The sequence below is a fragment of the Kosakonia sp. HypNH10 genome (assembly GCF_029850615.1).
Lineage (GTDB): Bacteria > Pseudomonadota > Gammaproteobacteria > Enterobacterales > Enterobacteriaceae > Kosakonia > Kosakonia cowanii.
This window is the reverse complement of record NZ_JAOTIU010000008.1, coordinates 122,884-140,567: the sequence shown is the minus strand read 5'-3', so window position 1 is coordinate 140,567 and position 17,684 is coordinate 122,884. Positions and strand designations below refer to the sequence as shown.

20 protein-coding genes and 1 other RNA gene are annotated in these 17,684 nt (G+C 56.2%); 14 read left to right on the top strand and 7 right to left on the bottom strand.

Annotated features, from left to right (window positions below):
* The first annotated feature begins 203 nt into the window (after positions 1 to 203).
* The 11 genes from N7V53_RS19710 (at position 204) to N7V53_RS19660 (ending at position 7,505) form a co-directional block, all read left to right on the top strand.
* Positions 204 to 1,505, top strand: a complete 1,302-nt coding sequence (locus N7V53_RS19710; RefSeq protein WP_279794592.1) for an MFS transporter — start codon at positions 204 to 206, stop codon at positions 1,503 to 1,505.
* Between the two features lie 121 nt (positions 1,506 to 1,626).
* Positions 1,627 to 2,403, top strand: a complete 777-nt coding sequence (gene exuR / locus N7V53_RS19705; RefSeq protein WP_042715469.1) for a transcriptional regulator ExuR — start codon at positions 1,627 to 1,629, stop codon at positions 2,401 to 2,403.
* A gap of 333 nt (positions 2,404 to 2,736) precedes the next feature.
* Positions 2,737 to 3,399, top strand: a complete 663-nt coding sequence (gene yqjA / locus N7V53_RS19700) for a DedA family general envelope maintenance protein YqjA (protein ID WP_023481014.1) — start codon at positions 2,737 to 2,739, stop codon at positions 3,397 to 3,399.
* Between the two features lie 6 nt (positions 3,400 to 3,405).
* Positions 3,406 to 3,792, top strand: coding sequence for an EnvZ/OmpR regulon moderator MzrA (gene mzrA / locus N7V53_RS19695; protein ID WP_023480845.1), 387 nt, complete (start codon positions 3,406 to 3,408; stop codon positions 3,790 to 3,792).
* A gap of 145 nt (positions 3,793 to 3,937) precedes the next feature.
* Entirely contained in the window at positions 3,938 to 4,306 is a 369-nt protein-coding gene (locus N7V53_RS19690; RefSeq protein WP_270221562.1) for a DUF1090 domain-containing protein, read from the top strand.
* Positions 4,307 to 4,344: 38 nt separating this feature from the next.
* On the top strand, positions 4,345 to 4,647 hold the full coding sequence (locus N7V53_RS19685; protein WP_023480772.1) for a YqjD family protein: 303 nt from the start codon (positions 4,345 to 4,347) through the stop codon (positions 4,645 to 4,647).
* 1 nt (position 4,648) lies between these two features.
* On the top strand, positions 4,649 to 5,047 hold the full coding sequence (locus tag N7V53_RS19680) for a phage holin family protein (protein ID WP_034813644.1): 399 nt from the start codon (positions 4,649 to 4,651) through the stop codon (positions 5,045 to 5,047).
* On the top strand, positions 5,044 to 5,334 hold the full coding sequence (locus N7V53_RS19675) for a YqjK-like family protein (RefSeq protein ID WP_042715463.1): 291 nt from the start codon (positions 5,044 to 5,046) through the stop codon (positions 5,332 to 5,334). The genes N7V53_RS19680 and N7V53_RS19675 overlap by 4 nt, the downstream gene beginning before the upstream one ends.
* 212 nt (positions 5,335 to 5,546) lie before the next feature.
* Complete coding sequence (locus N7V53_RS19670; RefSeq protein WP_023480714.1) at positions 5,547 to 5,939, top strand: DoxX family protein; 393 nt, start codon at positions 5,547 to 5,549, stop codon at positions 5,937 to 5,939.
* A 74-nt stretch (positions 5,940 to 6,013) separates the two neighbouring features.
* Positions 6,014 to 7,000, top strand: coding sequence for a glutathione S-transferase family protein (locus N7V53_RS19665; RefSeq protein ID WP_279794589.1), 987 nt, complete (start codon positions 6,014 to 6,016; stop codon positions 6,998 to 7,000).
* A 124-nt stretch (positions 7,001 to 7,124) separates the two neighbouring features.
* Positions 7,125 to 7,505 (top strand): DUF805 domain-containing protein, encoded by a 381-nt coding sequence (locus N7V53_RS19660; RefSeq protein WP_023481024.1) that lies wholly within the window; start codon positions 7,125 to 7,127, stop codon positions 7,503 to 7,505.
* A 2-nt stretch (positions 7,506 to 7,507) separates the two neighbouring features.
* Here N7V53_RS19660 and N7V53_RS19655 read toward each other — a convergent pair whose 3' ends face one another.
* Positions 7,508 to 8,404, bottom strand: a complete 897-nt coding sequence (locus tag N7V53_RS19655; RefSeq protein WP_023480756.1) for a LysR family transcriptional regulator — start codon at positions 8,402 to 8,404, stop codon at positions 7,508 to 7,510.
* A 105-nt stretch (positions 8,405 to 8,509) separates the two neighbouring features.
* Between N7V53_RS19655 and N7V53_RS19650 the strand changes: the two genes are divergently transcribed.
* The gene (locus tag N7V53_RS19650; protein ID WP_023480793.1) at positions 8,510 to 9,211 is read left to right on the top strand and encodes a pirin family protein; all 702 of its coding nucleotides are present in this window, start codon (positions 8,510 to 8,512) and stop codon (positions 9,209 to 9,211) included.
* 24 nt (positions 9,212 to 9,235) lie between these two features.
* On the top strand, positions 9,236 to 9,400 hold the full coding sequence (locus tag N7V53_RS19645; RefSeq protein WP_023480931.1) for a hypothetical protein: 165 nt from the start codon (positions 9,236 to 9,238) through the stop codon (positions 9,398 to 9,400).
* A gap of 39 nt (positions 9,401 to 9,439) precedes the next feature.
* Here the strand turns inward: N7V53_RS19645 and N7V53_RS19640 are convergent, their stop codons facing one another.
* From N7V53_RS19640 to N7V53_RS19615, 6 genes are all read right to left on the bottom strand, one after another.
* Entirely contained in the window at positions 9,440 to 10,192 is a 753-nt protein-coding gene (locus tag N7V53_RS19640; RefSeq protein ID WP_279794588.1) for a glutamine amidotransferase, read from the bottom strand.
* A gap of 771 nt (positions 10,193 to 10,963) precedes the next feature.
* Positions 10,964 to 11,342: RNase P RNA component class A (gene rnpB / locus N7V53_RS19635), an RNA gene on the bottom strand.
* A 32-nt stretch (positions 11,343 to 11,374) separates the two neighbouring features.
* The gene (gene garK, locus N7V53_RS19630; protein ID WP_279794587.1) at positions 11,375 to 12,520 is read right to left on the bottom strand and encodes a glycerate 2-kinase; all 1,146 of its coding nucleotides are present in this window, start codon (positions 12,518 to 12,520) and stop codon (positions 11,375 to 11,377) included.
* 102 nt (positions 12,521 to 12,622) lie between these two features.
* Complete coding sequence (gene garR / locus N7V53_RS19625; RefSeq protein ID WP_023480910.1) at positions 12,623 to 13,513, bottom strand: 2-hydroxy-3-oxopropionate reductase; 891 nt, start codon at positions 13,511 to 13,513, stop codon at positions 12,623 to 12,625.
* 30 nt (positions 13,514 to 13,543) lie between these two features.
* On the bottom strand, positions 13,544 to 14,314 hold the full coding sequence (gene garL / locus N7V53_RS19620) for a 2-dehydro-3-deoxyglucarate aldolase (RefSeq protein WP_023480795.1): 771 nt from the start codon (positions 14,312 to 14,314) through the stop codon (positions 13,544 to 13,546).
* A gap of 26 nt (positions 14,315 to 14,340) precedes the next feature.
* A complete protein-coding gene (locus tag N7V53_RS19615) occupies positions 14,341 to 15,675 on the bottom strand; it encodes an MFS transporter (RefSeq protein WP_023481004.1) in 1,335 nt (444 codons plus the stop codon).
* A 419-nt stretch (positions 15,676 to 16,094) separates the two neighbouring features.
* Here N7V53_RS19615 and garD point away from each other — a divergent pair, with 419 nt between their 5' ends.
* Complete coding sequence (gene garD / locus N7V53_RS19610; protein ID WP_023480764.1) at positions 16,095 to 17,666, top strand: galactarate dehydratase; 1,572 nt, start codon at positions 16,095 to 16,097, stop codon at positions 17,664 to 17,666.
* Positions 17,667 to 17,684: the final 18 nt, after the last annotated feature.

Sequence of the window (17,684 nt, the reverse complement as noted above, 5' to 3'; positions counted from 1 at the left end):
AATTGATAACCCGACGGAATGCATTCCCGATAAAACGTTAATCGGAATTAACGGTACGGACGCCGACTTACAAACAGAACGTTTACTGATGGCAGGCTTGGGCCGTAGCGGAACCTCTTTCCGGTTACGCCCTCCCGTTTCCACCCTCCGATGCGAGCGAAGGGTGTCCGCGCAAGCGGTAATAACATAACGATGAGGTTTACATGCGTAAAATCAAAGGATTACGTTGGTACATGATAGCGCTGGTGACGGTCGGCACCGTGCTTGGCTACCTGACACGTAACACCATAGCGGCAGCCGCTCCGACGTTGATGGAAGAGTTGCACATCTCGACTCAGCAATATTCGTATATCATCGCGGCCTATTCCGCAGCCTACACCATCATGCAGCCGGTTGCAGGCTACGTCCTCGACGTTCTCGGTACCAAAGTTGGTTACGCCTTCTTCGCAATTACCTGGGCTATCTTCTGCGGCGCGACCGCACTGGCTGGCAGCTGGGGCGGTCTGGCACTGGCGCGCGGCGCGGTGGGCGCAGCTGAAGCGGCGATGATCCCGGCGGGCCTGAAAGCGGCTTCTGAATGGTTCCCGGCAAAAGAGCGCTCCATCGCCGTCGGCTACTTCAACGTCGGTTCGTCAATTGGTGCGATGATTGCACCGCCGCTGGTGGTATGGGCGATCGTTATGCACAGCTGGGAGATGGCGTTCATTATCTCCGGCGTACTGAGCTTTATCTGGGCGATGGCCTGGCTCATCTTCTATAAGCACCCGCGCGATCAGAAAAAATTGAGCGAAGAGGAGCGTGAATACATTATTGGCGGCCAGGAAGCACAGCATCAGACCAACAACGGCAAGAAAATGTCTGTTCGCCAGATCCTTGGCACCCGCCAGTTCTGGGGTATCGCGCTGCCGCGTTTTCTGGCTGAACCAGCCTGGGGTACCTTTAACGCCTGGATCCCGCTGTTCATGTTCAAAGTGTATGGCTTTAACCTGAAAGAGATTGCGATGTTCGCCTGGATGCCGATGCTGTTCGCGGATCTCGGTTGTATCGTGGGTGGTTATCTGCCGCCGCTGTTCCAGCGCATCTTCGGCGTGAACCTGATTGTGTCGCGTAAAATGGTGGTCACCATGGGCGCGCTGCTGATGATTGGCCCAGGCATGATTGGTCTCTTCACCAGCCCGTATGTGGCGATTGGCCTGCTCTGTATCGGTGGCTTTGCGCACCAGTCTCTCTCCGGTGCATTGATTACGCTCTCTTCCGATGTCTTTGGTCGTAACGAAGTGGCAACTGCCAACGGCCTGACCGGGATGGCGGCGTGGATGGCAAGCACCATGTTCGCTCTGGTGGTCGGTGCGCTGGCGGATACCATCGGCTTTAGCCCGCTGTTCGCAGTACTGGCGCTGTTTGACCTTATGGGTGCAGTGCTCATCTGGACGGTGCTGAAAAACAAATCTGCCGAAGAGGTAGCAAAAGAGCAGGCTGTCGGCTCGCCCGCGGCACAGAGTTAGCCCCGCTTTTTTAAAACTATTTAAAGCCGCCTGAGGGCGGCTTTTTCGTTATTGACAATGGTGAGAAGGCGCTAAAAGTGGTATAACAAATCCTATTATTGCCCTCTCCTCTGGAGCCTGTATGGAAATCTCCGAACCACGACGTCTCTACCAGCAACTTGCCGCCGAGCTTAAAAGCCGGATTGAGCAAGGCGTTTATCTTGTGGGAGAGAAGCTGCCCGCCGAACGCTTTATCGCCGATGAGAAGAGCGTCAGCCGGACCGTGGTGCGTGAAGCGATCATCATGCTTGAGGTGGAAGGGTATGTCGAAGTGCGTAAAGGCTCCGGCATTCACGTCATCTCCAATCAGGCACGCCATACACAAGCGCCGGATGAGAATCTTGAGTTCGCCAGCTACGGTCCTTTTGAGCTGCTGCAGGCGCGCCAGCTGATTGAGAGCAATATCGCGGAGTTCGCTGCTACGCAGGTGACGAAGCAGGACATCATGAAGCTGATGGAGATTCAGGACAAAGCGCGCAAAGAGAAGTGCTTTCGCGACTCTGAATGGGATTTGCAGTTCCACGTACAGGTGGCGCTGGCAACGCAGAATACGGCCCTGGCCGCTATCGTTGAAAAGATGTGGACGCAGCGCGTGCACAACCCCTACTGGAAGAAACTGCACGACCATATCGATCTGCGCACCGTTGATAACTGGTGCGACGATCATGACCAGATCCTGAAAGCGCTGATCCGTAAAGATCCCCACGGCGCGAAGCTGGCGATGTGGCAGCACCTGGAGAACACCAAACAGATGCTGTTTAACGAAACCAGTGACGACTTTGAGTTCAATGCCGACCGCTACCTCTTCGCCGATAACCCGGTCGTTCATCTCGATACGGCGGCTAACGGCACGAAATAAAAAATCCTCTACAGGCGCGCACTTACACCGCGCCTGTAAGAATTTTGGGTAAGTGAAAAGTATAGAGTGTCAGCGTGTGTAAATACCCTCGCCTCTTTCCGCCTTCCCCCGGCAAAATCACTTCTGAGCGCTTTTCTGACTGACGCATTACCTCAGCCTTTGTTACAATTGGATGCATTTCGCTTCTGTGTGAGTCAGCGCTTGCTCACAGCGCCTCACCAGGATGACCCCTGCACCGGATGTGCCACGAGCGACCATAATGTATGAGAACGTATCGCCGTGCTGTTTCGTACGTAGCAGACGTGACGTAAACCGATGTACCAGGAACACCGAATGGAACTTTTAAGCCAGTTACTTCACGCCCTTTGGAGCCAGGATTTTGAGACACTGTCGCAGCCTGGCATGATCGGCATGCTCTATTTCGTTTTATTTGTCATTTTATTTCTGGAAAACGGTTTGCTGCCGGCGGCGTTTCTGCCCGGTGATAGCCTGCTGGTGCTGGTTGGCGTATTGATTGCCAAAGGTGCGCTGGGCTATCCGCAAACTCTGTTACTGCTTACCGTCGCTGCAAGTACCGGCTGCTGGCTGAGCTACATTCAGGGGCGCTGGCTTGGCAATACGCGGCTGGTGCAGAAATGGCTCTCTCATCTTCCGGCCCACTACCACCAGCGCGCGCACCATCTGTTCCACAAACATGGGCTGTCGGCGCTGTTAGTCGGGCGCTTTATCGCATTTGTTCGCACATTGCTGCCAACTATTGCCGGACTCTCTGGTCTGAGCAATACGCGTTTTCAATTTTTCAACTGGATGAGCGGCCTGCTGTGGGTGCTGATCCTGACAACGCTGGGTTACCTGTTGGGCATCACGCCGGTGTTTAAAAAGTATGAAGATGCGTTGATGTCCTGTTTGATGCTGCTTCCGGTGGTGCTGCTGGTGATTGGCCTGGTTGGCTCACTGGTGGTGTTGTGGAAGAAAAAACATAGCAATCGGAGCTAAAAGACAATGGAACTGCGTGCGCCTTTTCTGCGCTGGGTATTTACAAGCCTCACTGCTGCGGCGCTCTTTTGCGTGCTGTTTCTCGCCTGGACGGCGGTGCAAAATCGCGAGTCGACGCTTGCGATCCGCCCGCTGACGCAAAACATTACCGTGCCGGATGGATTCTCCATCTGGCATCATCTCGACGCCAACGGCATTCACTTTAAAAGCATCACCCCGCAGGATGACACCCTGCTGATTAAATTCGACTCCAGCGAGCAGAGCGCTGCCGCCAAGGCCGTGCTGGATCGCACTCTCCCCCAGGGGTATGTCATTGCCGCTCAGGATGATGCCGACACCCAAACTTCTGCGTGGCTTAACCGCCTGCGCAACAGCACGCATCGATTCGGATAATCTCTCCAGGATTCTGAATCTTTTCACTAACTTTGGTGTTTAGCCGTTACTTAACTATGCTTGAGTAACGGGACCAGGGTTCACATTACGTAACTGGATGCTGGCGTACCCTGTTTCGCCAGCTAACAACGGAAGGTTATCGATTATGAAAAACCGCATCGCTATGGCGCTGGCTCTTTTTTCCGTTAGCGCTCTTTCCCATGCTGCTTCCCCGTGTCAGGAAAAGGAGCATGAGATCCAACGCGAAATCAGCTATGCCGAAAAGCATAACAATCAGAGCCGTATTGACGGGTTGAATAAAGCCCTGCGTGAAGTTCGCGCCAACTGTTCTGATGAGAAGCTGCGCGCTGCGCATCAGAAGAAAATCGCTGAACAGAAAGAAGAGATTGCCGAGCGCCGTCGTGACCTGAGCGAAGCGAAAGAGAAAGGCGATGCGGACAAGATACACAAGCGGGAGCACAAGCTGAAAGAGGCTCAGCAGGAGCTGAAATCTCTTGAAGCGCGTGACTACTGATTAAATGGAAATGACCACACACTCACCTGGAGAGAATTATGTCGAAAGATAATGCTGACCATCTGCGCGCTGAGTTGAAATCGCTGGCGGACACCCTGGAAGAAGTGCTGGGTAATTCTGGTGAAAAATCGAAAGAAGAGCTGAGCAAGCTGCGTACCAAAGCGGAAAAAGCGCTGCGTAACAGCCGCGACCGCCTGGGCGATACCGGCGATGTTATTGCTCGCCAGACCCGCGAAGCCGCTGCCCGTACCGATGAGTACGTGCGTGACAATCCGTGGGCCAGCGTTGGCATCGGCGCCGCAATCGGCGTGGTGTTAGGCGTTCTGATGTCGCGTCGCTGATATGGCGGATTCACGATACGCGCAAGGGCCTGGCAAAAGCGCGCTCGGGATTGGTCAGCGTATGCTGACCATTCTGGTTGAAATGGTTGAGACCCGCCTGCGGCTGGCGGTTGTTGAGCTTGAAGAAGAGAAAGCCAACTTATTCCAGCTGCTCCTGATGGTGGGGCTGACCATGCTTTTCGCTGCATTTGGCCTGATGAGTCTGATGGTGCTAATTATTTGGGCCGTCGATCCGCAATATCGCTTGAATGTGATGATTGCAACCACCGTAGTGTTACTTGTGCTGGCGCTGATAGGCGGCATTTCGACACTGCGTAAAGCGCGGGCCTCGACACTGCTGCGTCACACGCGTCAGGAGTTGTCGAACGATCGCGCCTTGCTGGAGGACGATAAATCGTGAGCAGCAAAGCCGAACGTCTGAAGCGTAAAGCGCAATTGCTCAGCATGATCCAGCAGCAACGTCTGGATCTTACCGCCGGGCGTCGGGACTGGCTTGAAGCCACCGGCGCTTACGATCGCGGCTGGAACACGCTGTTAAGCCTGCGCTCATGGGCGCTGGTAGGCAGTAGCGCAATGGCTATCTGGAGCGTTCGCCATCCTAATATGCTGGTGCGCTGGGCCAGACGCGGTTTCGGCGCCTGGAGCATGTGGCGGCTGGTGAAATCCACCGTTAATGCGCAGCGCTAAAGCGTCACTTGCTTGCTAACACGGGCGATCCTGGGATCGCCCGTTTGCTTTTCTGCTTAGGCAATTTTTTTGAAAGATTTCGACAGTTTTCCTAGCTAACAATATATTCACTCCGCGATTACTATCCTCTCCATCAACTGCAAGCCCGCGGCACACGCCGTTTCTTACACAATTTTTACTGCATAGCGCCTATGCGGTTCCTGGAGAGAAAGATGAAAAAATTAGAAGATGTTGGTTTCCTGGTTGCTCGTATTCTGATGCCGATCCTGTTTATCGTTGCAGGCTGGGGCAAAATCACCGGCTATGCAGGCACTCAGCAATATATGGAATCGATGGGCGTACCGGGCTTCTTCCTGCCACTGACCATCCTGCTTGAGTTTGGCGGCGGTCTGGCCATTCTGTTCGGCTTCCTGACCCGCACTACTGCGCTGTTCACCGCTGGCTTTACGCTGCTGACGGCGTTTATCTTCCACAACAACTTTGCGGAAGGCGCGAACTCCATTATGTTCATGAAAAACCTGACCATCGCTGGCGGCTACCTGCTGCTGGGCATCACCGGTCCGGGCGCGTTCAGCATCGACCGAGTACTGAATAAAAAGTGGTAAGCGCTCTATACTGACTGAATACACCAAAGCGAGGAGTTCACTCCTCGCTTTTGCTATCAGAAGGAGAAGCAGCAATGGGACAACTGATTGACGGCGTCTGGCACGACACCTGGTATGACACCAAATCCACCGGCGGACGCTTTAAACGTTCAGAATCGGCGTTTCGCAACTGGCTGACCGCCGATGGCGCTGCCGGCCCCTCTGGCGAAGGCGGGTTTGCCGCTGAAAAAGATCGCTACCATCTCTATGTTTCGCTCGCCTGCCCGTGGGCACACCGCACGCTGATCCTGCGTAAGCTGAAGGGCCTGGAGCCGTTTTTACCGGTTTCGGTCGTGCATCCGCTGATGCTGGAAAATGGCTGGACGTTTGGCGATGATTTTCCCGCCGCAACGGGCGACACCCTCTATCAGCACGAATTTCTCTATCAGCTCTATCTGCATGCCGATCCGCACTACAGCGGGCGCGTAACGGTACCGGTGGTGTGGGATAAGAAGAATCACACCATCGTCAGCAATGAATCGGCGGATATTATTCGCATGTTCAATACCGCATTCGACGGGCTGGGTGCCAAAGCGGGGGATTACTATCCGCCTGAACTGCGCGAGAAGATTGACGAGCTGAATGGCTGGATCTACGACAATGTGAATAACGGCGTCTATAAAGCCGGTTTCGCCACCAGCCAGCAGGCCTATGATGAAGCGGTATCCGGGGTATTTAGTGCGCTGGAGCGCCTGGAGCAGATCCTTGGACGGCACCGCTATTTGACGGGCGATCGCCTGACCGAAGCGGATATCCGTTTATGGACAACGCTGGTGCGCTTTGATCCGGTCTATGTGACGCACTTTAAATGCGATAAGCGCCGCATCAGTGATTACCTCAACCTGCATGGCTTCCTGCGCGACATCTACCAGATGCCGGGCATTGCCGAGACGGTTGATTTCGCGCATATCCGCAATCACTACTATCGCAGCCATAAAACGCTGAACCCGACGGGGATTATCTCCATCGGCCCGTGGCAGGATCTTGATGAACCGCACGGTCGTGACAGCCGTTTTTCCTGAACTTTCGGGCGCGTCACATCGCGCCCAAATAATTCCCCGCCCGACTTATCCCTTTGTAAATTTGCCGTCTATTCTTACTGTTATCGTTGTTAAAACAACGGATTGACCGTTGACCGAGGTAAAAATGGACTGGTATTTCTGGGTACTTCGTAATTACGCCACTTTCCACGGACGCGCCCATCGCCGCGAATTCTGGATGTTCACACTCGTTAACATCATCCTGTTCGGCGTGCTGAATGTGATTGATCGTATCGTGGGCTGGCACCACATCTTAAGCCTTGTTTATGCCCTGCTGATGCTGGTGCCGACGCTGGCGGTACAGGTGCGCCGCCTGCATGACACCAACCGCAGCTGGCGCTGGCTGCTGCTGATGATTATTCCGCTGTTTGGCTCGCTGGTGCTGCTCGCGTTTTATAGCCAGCGCGGCACGCCGCAGGAGAATGAGTTCGGCCCGGAGCCGCAGCCCTTCCCGCAAACCGTGCATGCGACCGAGCGCGGCGCATAGCGTTATTTACCGGCAAAAAGCTTGGGGATCTCGCGCAGACACCAGGCTTTGCCCTCGCCCATGCTGTCGCGGCGCCAGGCCATAATAATATCCACCTGGCCGCTGTACTCCGGGCTGACTACGCGCAGGCGGCCCTCGGCAATATCACGCTCAACTAACGGATAGGGCATGGTGGCGACGCCCAGCCCGGCGAGTAGCGCCTGGCGTTTATCTTCAATTGTACTGACCGTCAGCCTCGGCTGTTTATCCAGCAACTGAACCGTAAGCACCGGGCGTTCGCGGGCGGTATCTGCCACCGCCACGCCGCGATACTTCACGCGTGTGATCTCGGAGAGCGGCTCCGGCTCCTGATGAATCGGGTGCTCGGGCGCGGCGACATAGACGTTCATCACGGTATAGAGCTTGCGGGAGTTGATCTCCGACGAAGAGCGAAAGTGCATATCCGGCGCGATAACAATATCCGCCCGCCCCTGCTCGAGCCGCTCCCAGGCACCTGCCAGCACTTCGGTGATAATCGATAGCTGGGTAGTGGCTTTCGCCGCCAGCCTCTCCACCAGCGGAAACAACTCTACCGTTGGCACCAGCGCTTCCGTTACCAGCGTTAAATGGGTTTCCCAGCCGCGCGCCAGCGCTTCGGCATCGGTCGTTAATTTATCAGCCGCTTCCAGCAGAACGCGCCCGCGCTCCAGCAGCATACGCCCGACATTGGTGAATTTGGTGCGGTGACCGGAGCGGTCAAATAGCACCACATCCAGCTCTTCTTCAAGTTTTTGCATGGTGTAGCTGAGCGCGGAGGGGACACGCCCCAGTTCATCCGCAGCGGCGGCAAAGCTTCCGCGCCGGTCAATTGCATCCATCACGCGCAGTGCTTCCAGCGTCAGTGCCCTTTCTTTGGCCATAGGTGTTCTCATTCAGGAAATTTGAACATACCGGGCAGAATATCTGGCTAACAATGCAGCGTCCATCCCTTTAACATTGTTTTAAGTAAAGAGAGGTCAAGAATAATGATTACTACCCGAACGGCAAAACAGTGCGGACAAGCTGACTTCGGCTGGCTTAAAGCCCGCTACACCTTCTCCTTTGGACACTACTTTGATCCCAAACTGCTGGGTTATGCGTCACTGCGCGTGTTGAACCAGGAAGTGCTCGCACCAGGGGCTTCTTTCCAGCCGCGCGCCTACCCGAAAGTGGATATTCTGAATCTGATTCTGGAAGGTGAAGCGGAGTACCGCGACAGCGAAGGTCATCATGTGCAGGCCAAAGCGGGTGAAGCGCTGCTTATCGCAACCCAGCCTGGCATCAGTTACAGTGAGCACAATCTGAGTAAAGACAAGTCGCTTACGCGCATGCAGCTATGGCTGGATGCCTGCCCGGAGCGGGAAAACGCGCCGGTGCAGAAGCTGACCCTTGCTGATGATGCCTGCCAGTTGCTGGCCTCGCCGGATGGCGACAAAGGTAGCCTGCAGTTGCGCCAACAAGTGTGGTTGCACCATATTTCGCTGAATAAAGGCGAAGAGCTGAAAATCGAATTACACGGACCGCGAGCCTATCTGCAGTCCATTCACGGGACGGTGCATGCCGTCACCCATCACAAAGAGCAAGAGGCCCTCACCTGCGGTGACGGCGCTTTCATTCGTGATGAAGCCACTATCACGCTGGTCGCCGACACGCCGCTTCGCGCGCTGTTGGTGGATTTACCAGTGTAATGAACATTTTTATCAGGTGAGTAAATGAGTATCCGCACTATGTACAGTTCGTTCGATCGTGTCACCACGAGCCAGGAGAGTTCCGCCGCTGCCAACCAGGCGTTCGGGTTTGAAGAGATGCTGACGGAACTGGAAGTGATCGTCGAAGAAGCCGTTGTCCGTCTTGCTGAGGAAGAAGAAGCCGCCTGATTGCCAGCCCCGGCGCACGCCGGGGTTATGTTCCTGCCTTTATGAAGCCGCGCGCAGTGAAAGCGCCTTCTCCTGCCTGAACACCTCCTGCATAAACCGCCGTAAAATCTCTGCCGCACCCGGCGCGGGCGTTACGCCAGCGATTAAGCTATCTGTGTCACCCCCCTCTTTTTCGATATGGGGACGGTTAAGCCGTAACAGATCGGTGGCGATCTCCGGTCGCATTTCGGGGTGAAACTGCACCGAAAACGCGTTTGGCCCGTAACGCACGATCTGATGCGGATCGTGAATTGAGGCACCGAGCACCGTAGCGCCAATGGGTAAACGGGTAACCGTCTGTCGATGGGTCAGGTGGGCAGGAAAGCTCCCTTCAAGATGCGCAAGCAGCGGTTCGTGAGCGGCGGCGGCATTGAGATAAACGGTTTTGGTTCCCGCTTCACGGCCATCCTTGTGATACTGCACATCGCCGCCCAGCGCCCAGGCCATCAGTTGATGACCATAACAGACGCCAAACAGCGGCATTTCCACCGCCATCGCCTCGCGGATCCACGCGGCGGTCTGCTCGCTCCAGGGCAATCTGTCCGTAACCATCGCCCAGGATCCGGTGATGATCGCCGCCCGGCGCGGATCCGGTGCCGGCAGCGCTTCGCCTTCGAAAACGCGGATCACCTCGACATCATCAAGTTCGCATCCCAGCAGTTGGCAAAACCAGAGCGGCACATCGCCGTGCGCGTCGCGCATGGTCTGCGGAGCGTTCCCCATCTGGAGAATCAAAATCGATTTTTGTTCCATAACAGCAACGCCTCCCATGGCGAAAAAATAGACATGTGCCAGACAGGTTAGCGCGTTTCGCTGCCAGGATGATCGATTAATTGTTTATGAATTAGACAGAATTAGCTTAGAGAGCGTAAAAAAAGCCCAGCGTCGAAGCCGTTCGTAGGCGTGATAAGCGCAATTTGTAGGCTTGATAAGCGCAGCGCCATCAGGCATTTACACCCATTGCCGGATGGCGGCTCACGCCTTATCCGGCCTACGCAAATACCGGGACCAGTTGTCGTTGTAGGCCTGATAAGCGCAGCGCCATCAGGCATTTGCACCCACCGCCGGATGGCGGCTCACGCCTTATCCGGCCTACACAAATGCCAGGATCGGTGGTTGTTGTAGGCCTGATAAGCGCAGCGCCATCAGGCATTTGCACCCACCGCCGGATGGCGGCTCGCGCCTTATCCGGCCTACGCGAATGCCGGGAGCGGTCGTTGTAGGCCTGATAAGCGCAGCGCCATCAGGCATTTACACCCAATGCCGGATGGCGGCTCACGCCTTATCCGGCCTACGCAAGTGTCGGGAGCTGTCGTTGTAGGCCTGATAAGCGCAGCGCCATCAGGCATTTGCACCCATCGCCGGATGGCGGCTCGCGCCTTATCCGGCCTACGCAAATGCCGAGAGCTGTCGTTGTAGGCCTGATAAGCGCAGCGCCATCAGGCATTTGCACCCACCGCCGGATGGCTTACGCCTTATCCGGCCTGAAAAAGCAAAAACCCCGCCGAGGCGGGGTTTTTTAAGAGGTGAAACTGACCGATAAGCCGGGTTCTGTCGTGGACAGTCATTCATCTAGGCCAGCAATCGCTCACTGGCTCAAGCAGCCTACCCGGGTTCAGTACGGGCCGTACCTTGTGAACCCCTATTTGGCCTTGCTCCGGGTGGAGTTTACCGTGCCGCGAACTGTTGCCAGACGCGCGGTGCGCTCTTACCGCACCCTTTCACCCTTACCTGATCCCGCTTGCGCGGGCCATCGGCGGTTTGCTCTCTGTTGCACTGGTCGTAGGCTTGCGCCTCCCAGGCGTTACCTGGCACCCTGCCCTATGGAGCCCGGACTTTCCTCCCCTCCGCCCGTCTCCCCCGAAGAGGACGACGACGAAGCGGCGACTGTCTGGTCAGCTTCGGCGCGCAGTATAGAGGGTTTGCGCCCGCGTGTCACCCTTCCGTCGACATTCCCACCGCCAGCGTCGCCGCGATATTTCGCGAGGCGCGGTAAATGTTGTCAAACGCGCCGCGAAACGCCTCCTCCAGCGTGCCGATAGTGGTCAACACACTGAACACCGCGTCGATACCGTACTGATGCACCACGCCGACATCGCTGGTCAAACTGCCGGCGATACCAATCACCGGCTTATGGTATTTTTTCGCTACCTGCGCCACGCCCACCGGCACCTTGCCATGAATGCTCTGGCTGTCGATGCGCCCTTCGCCCGTCACTACCAGCGTGCAGTCGTGAATATGCTCCTCCAGGTTGAGCGCCTGGGTAACAATCTCAATGCCACTGCGCAGCTCCGCACCGAGAAACGCCATCAGCGCTGCCCCCATACCGCCCGCCGCGCCCGATCCCGGCACGCACTTCACATCGATATGCAGATCTTTTTTGATCACGTCAGCGAAGTGATCGAGGCTGCGATCCAGCTCGATGATCATCGCTTCCGTCGCCCCTTTTTGCGGGCCAAATATACGCGATGCGCCGCTCTCGCCGGTGAGCGGGTTGGTCACATCACAGGCCACGCGGATCGTGCACTTCTGCAAACGCGGATCGAGGCCAGAGAGATCAATATGATTAAGTCCGATCAGGCTTCCGCCGCCGTGACCAATCTCTTTGCCGTTGGCATCCATAAGACGCGCACCCAGCGCCTGCACCATACCGGCTCCGCCGTCATTGGTCGCGCTGCCGCCGATACCGATGATAATGTTGCTCGCGCCCTTATCCAGCGCCTGCAAAATAAGCTCCCCGGTGCCGCGCGACGTGGTAATTAATGGATTACGTAATTCGGGCGCAACCAGTGCCAGCCCGCTTGCCGCCGCCATCTCAATAAAAGCAGTCGCGCCATCGCCCGAGCTTCCCCAGCAGGCCTCAACCGGCTCGCCCAGCGGGCCGGTCACGCGGGCGGTATGCATCGTGCCCTGCGTGGCGGCGATCATGGCCTCAACGGTACCCTCACCGCCATCCGCGACAGGAACAGAGACATAGTGCGCATCGGGAAAGATCTCCCGAAATCCTTTTTCTATTGCCTGCGCGACCTGCGTCGCAGAGAGGCTTTCTTTATAAGAGTCTGGGGCGATTACGATTTTCATAGTGGTGAGCCTGGTCAAGCCGCGCACGTCACCCTGCAGGCCAGAGGTAGACTGCAAAGGTGGAGATCAAGAGAAGCAAGGGCGCGCCTGCGCCCTTTCTGATTAACGAGTGACTTCGACTTTCGCCAGTTTCTCGTAGTAGCACGCCAGCGCGCTGTGATCGGAGGTACCCATGCCGTCTGCACGCAAGGCCTGCATCATCTCCATCACCGCGGCGGTCAGCGGCAACTGCGCGCCCACGCCGTGCGAGGTATCCAGCGCATTTGCCAGATCTTTGATATGCAGATCGATGCGGAAACCCGGTTTGAAGTTGCGATCCATCACCATCGGCGCTTTCGCCTCCAGCACCGTGCTGCCCGCAAGACCGCCGCGAATTGCCTGGAAGACCAGATCCGGGTTAACGCCCGCTTTCGTCGCCAGGGTTAAGGCTTCCGACATGGCGGCAATATTGAGCGCCACAATCACCTGGTTTGCCAGCTTGGTGACGTTCCCCGCACCGATATCACCGGTATGCACCACCGATCCCGCCATCGCTTTCATCAGGTCGTAGTGCTTATCAAACACCGCTTTGTCGCCGCCAACCATCACAGAGAGCGTGCCGTCGATCGCTTTGGGTTCGCCGCCACTGACCGGCGCATCCAGCATCTCCACACCTTTCGCTTTCAGCGCTTCGCTGATTTCACGGCTTGCCAGCGGCGCAATGGAGCTCATGTCGATCAGCACCGTGCCCGCTCTCGCCCCTTCAATAATGCCGCCTTCACCCAGTGCCACCTCTTTCACATGCGGCGAGTTCGGCAGCATGGTGATGATGACATCACACTGCTCGGCGATGGCTTTGGCATTGCTCGCGGTTTCGGCACCAGCGGCAACAAGCTCGCCCACCGCGTCACTGTTGCGATCAACGACCACCAGTGAGTAACCGGCTTTGATGAGGTTTTTGCTCATGGGTTTGCCCATAATGCCGAGGCCAATGAAACCGACTTTCATCGTCATAATTGCGTCTCTCTTTTTCAGGTGGTGAGGTTATTTTTTAAAAGCGTCGGCGAGTCGCTGCGTCGCCGCACGGAATACGCCCAGATCGCTGCCGACGGCAACCACGGTCGCGCCCCACTCCAGGTAGCGACGCGCGTCCGCCTCAACCGGTGCCAGGATGCCGCTCGGTTTGTTGTGTGCCTTCGCGCGGGCGAAAATATGCTGAATGGTGCGCTGCACTTCCGGGTGCGCGGCATTGCCGAGGTAACCGAGCGTCGCCGCCAGGTCGCTTGGCCCGACAAACACGCCGTCCACGCCGTCGGTCGAGAGGATCGCGTCAAGGTTATCGACACCCGCCTGGCTCTCTATCTGCACCAGAATCGAGATATTGGCGTTGGACTGGCGGAAGTAGTCCGGCACGGTGCCGAACATATTGGCGCGGTGCGATACGGAGACGCCGCGAATGCCTTCCGGCGGATAGCGGGTCGCCGCTACGGCCAGCAACGCATCCTCTTCACTCTCGACGAAGGGAATCAGGAAGTTATAGAAACCGATATCGAGCAGGCGCTTGATGATCACCGCATCGTTGGTGGGCACGCGTACAACCGGCGCGCTGACGCTGCCTTTGAGCGCCATCAGCTGCGGTACAAAAGTGAGTACATCATTGGGCGCGTGTTCACCGTCGAGCAGCAGCCAGTCGAAACCCGCAAGCCCCAGCACTTCCGTGCTGATATGGCTACCCAGCGCGGACCAGCAGCCAATCTGAACCTGCTGCGCGGCCAGCGCGGCCTTGAATTTGTTAGGGAAGATATCGTTAGTCATCTTTTGTACCTTAAATGTGTTGGTGCTTATTTCTTCAGTTCCATACGTTTGATGTCGCCGACGACAAACAGGTAACAGACCATCATCATCAGGGCCGAACAGCCGACGAACACCAGCGCGCCGTTGAAGGAGTGCAACTCTTTTACCATGTAGCCGATAACCAGCGGCGTCGCGATAGAGGCCACATTACCAAAGACGTTAAACACGCCGCCGCACAGGCCGACAATCTCTTTTGGCGCGACGTCGGAAATCACCGGCCAGCCGAGCGCCCCAAAACCTTTGCCGAAGAAGGCCAGCGCCATCAGCGCGACCACCAGCGCGGTGTTGTTGGTGTAGTTACAGAGGATAATGCTGGAAGCGAGCAGCATCCCCATCACGATAGGCACTTTACGCGCCACGGTCAGGGATGAGCCACGTTTGATCAGGTAATCGGAAAAGAGCCCGCCCAGCACGCCGCCGACAAAGCCACACAGCGCCGGAATGGAGGCCACAAAGCCCACTTTGAGGATCGACATCCCCTTCTCCTGCACCAGGTAGATGGGAAACCAGGTGAGGAAGAACCAGGTGATGGTGTTGAGGAAGTACTGACCAAAGAAGATGCCCAGCATCATACGGTTGCTCAGCAGTTGCTTGATGTAATCGAGCTTCGGCCCGGCTTTCTTGTCGTCGCCCGTTTTTTTATGGTCCATGTCGACCACCGCGCCGTTCGCCGCAATGTACTCCAGCTCTTCGCGGCTCATACGCGGATGGTCGGTTGGGTTATGCACAAACTTCACCCACGCAAAGGTCAGCACAAAACCGATCGCGCCCATCACCGTAAAGACATGCTCCCAGCCCCAGGCGTAGGTCAGCCAGCCGAGCAGCGGCGAAAAGAGCGCCAGCGAGAAGTATTGCGCCGAGTTAAAGAGCGCCGAGGCGGTACCACGCTCCTTCGCTGGAAACCATGCCGCAACAATGCGCGCATTCGCCGGGAAGGAGGGCGCTTCAGAGAAACCGAGCATAAAGCGCATGATAAACATCGAAACCCCGGCCCAGGCGAGCGGGAACACATCAACAAAACCCTGCAAGAAAGTGAAGAGCGACCAGAAAAAGAGGCTGTAGGTGTAGACGCGTTTGGAGCCGAAGCGGTCGAGCAGCCAGCCGCCGGGGATCTGCATCAGCAGGTAGGCCCAGCCGAAGGCGGAGAAGATGTAACCCATCGAGACGGAATCGAGTTGTAGCTCTTTGGCGACATCGGTTCCGGCAATAGAGAGCGTGGCACGGTCAGCGTAGTTAACTGCGGTGACAATAAATATAATCAGCAGAATTAAATAACGGGTAGGAATCGCCCGTTTTGCTTCGACGGTTTGTTCAATAGCCATTTTAATTTCCTCGGACACCGCTAACTTTTAAATATATTTATTTGGGTGGTTTATCTGATGATATTTAACAACGCAGAGTTAATTCAGATAACAGATACAGAGATTTAATTAGCCCTCAGTATAAACAGCGCCGGGAGAGCACACATTGTAACCTTGCTCAATTTTTTAACTGTCCTGAAAGATTATTTTGAGCATATGCCCATAAAGCTGGGCGCTGATGCACACTTCTTGCATTATGCCGCCGCGCAGCATGCGGCCCGGCGTTAATAAGTGATATGCGTCACATTTTAATAGTTGAACACCTGACATTCTTATTTCCAGTAAACAAGACTTTTCTTGCTGATATTAATTCCAGAGTAAAGAACGGGTTTCTCTATTGTGAGTGATGCAGCGTACAGTGAGCGGGAGATAAATTAATAATGTCCGACATTGAAATAAGAGAGCAAATGCCTGGCGCGTTTTATATTAAGGTTCACGACACCGATAATGTCGCGATTATCGTTAACGACAACGGCTTAAAAGCCGGTACCCGCTTCCCGGATGGTCTGGAGTTGATTGAACATATTCCGCAGGGGCATAAAGTCGCGCTGGTCGATATTCCTCATCACGGCGAGATCGTGCGCTATGGCGAAGTGATCGGCTACGCCGTGCGCCCGATCCCGCGCGGCAGCTGGATCGATGAATCCCTCGTTGAGCTGCCGACGGCCCCTCCGCTCAACACCCTGCCGCTGGCGACCAAAGTGCCCGAACCCTTGCCGCCACTAGAAGGATACACCTTCGAAGGCTACCGCAATGCGGATGGCAGCGTCGGCACGAAAAACCTGCTCGGCTTAACCACCAGCGTGCACTGCGTTGCCGGGGTGGTGGATTATGTGGTGAAGCTGATTGAGCGCGATCTGCTGCCAAAATACCCGAATGTCGACGGCGTGGTTGGCCTTAACCATCTTTACGGCTGCGGCGTGGCGATTAACGCCCCAGCGGCGGTGATCCCAATTCGCACTATCCACAACATCTCCCTTAACCCGAACTTCGGCGGCGAAGTGATGGTGATTGGCCTCGGCTGTGAAAAATTGCAGCCGGAGCGGCTGCTACAGGGAACAGATGATGTGCAGGCGATCCCGGCAGACGGCGCCAGCATTGTGCGTTTGCAGGATGAGCACCACGTGGGCTTCCGCTCAATGGTAGATGACATTTTGCAGGTCGCCGAGCGGCATCTGATAAAACTCAACCAGCGCAAACGCGAAACCTGCCCGGCGTCGGAACTGGTGGTCGGCATGCAGTGCGGCGGCAGCGACGCCTTCTCCGGCGTGACCGCTAACCCGGCGGTGGGCTTTGCTTCCGATCTGCTGATCCGCTGCGGCGGCACGGTGATGTTCTCGGAAGTAACAGAAGTGCGCGACGCGATCCACCTGCTCACCCCGCGCGCTATCAACGAAGAGGTAGGCAAACGCCTGCTGGAAGAGATGGCCTGGTACGATAATTACCTGGATCTTGGCAAAACCGATCGCAGCGCTAACCCATCGCCCGGCAACAAAAAAGGCGGGCTGGCTAACGTGGTGGAAAAAGCGCTGGGCTCGATTGCCAAATCAGGCAAGAGCGCCATTTCCGAGGTGCTCTCTCCCGGACAGCGCCCGACCAAACGCGGCCTGATCTACGCCGCCACGCCGGCCAGTGATTTCGTCTGCGGCACCCAGCAGGTGGCCTCCGGCATTACCGTGCAGGTCTTTACCACCGGTCGCGGCACGCCCTATGGGCTGATGGCGGTACCGGTGATCAAAATGGCGACCCGTACCGAGCTGGCAAACCGCTGGTATGACTTGATGGATATTAACGCGGGCACCATCGCTACCGGCGAAGAGAGTATTGAAGAGGTGGGCTGGAAGCTGTTCCACTTTATTCTCGATGTCGCCAGCGGGCGTAAAAAAACCTTTTCCGATCAATGGGGATTGCATAACCAGCTGGCAGTGTTTAACCCGGCGCCGGTGACCTGATCCCCGCAAGAAGATGTA